The following is a 467-nucleotide window of genomic DNA, read 5'->3' on the forward strand; positions in this document are numbered from 1 at the left end:
CTGCTGCTCGACCACGGCGGCGATCCGAACACCCGCAACGCCAACAACGAGGCCCTGCTGTTCCACGCCTTCATCAAGCAGAACCAGTGGCGCAACGTGCAGTTGCTGGTGGAGCGCGGGGCGGACGTCAATGCCAACGTTTCCGCAAGCAGGACGATTACGAACATCTATGCCGGCCGTGGCGGTTTCATGATGGTGCACCGGCTCATGCGCAAGAATCTGGGCTTCCCCTTTGAGGAAGACCAGATTCCGCTGCTTTGAGGAACGCAGACAAGGAGGATGGGAATGTCGACCAGGCACCAGGAGCAGCAGGCGCTGCTCGAGCAACTGCGAGCGAGCGGGAATCCGGCGCTTCGGCAGCGCGCGAACGAGCTCCAGGAGCACTACCACGCGCGCGAGATGGCGGGGCTGTCGCACGATGTCTACGATTCCGCGCGGGAAACGGGAACTCCGCCCAGCGGTTGGGT

Annotated in this window: 1 protein-coding gene and 1 pseudogene; both read left to right on the plus strand. The window is 63.2% G+C overall.

Features of this window, described 5'->3' with window-relative positions; genetic code table 11:
• Positions 1-261: pseudogene (locus tag Z164_RS22900) on the plus strand (hypothetical protein); the annotation flags it as partial.
• A 24-nt stretch (positions 262-285) separates the two neighbouring features.
• The coding region (locus Z164_RS23490) for a hypothetical protein (RefSeq protein WP_043691134.1) at positions 286-467 on the plus strand (182 nt) is incomplete at its 3' end.

The sequence above is a fragment of the Luteimonas huabeiensis HB2 genome (assembly GCF_000559025.1).
GTDB classification, from domain to species: Bacteria; Pseudomonadota; Gammaproteobacteria; order Xanthomonadales; family Xanthomonadaceae; genus Luteimonas; species Luteimonas huabeiensis.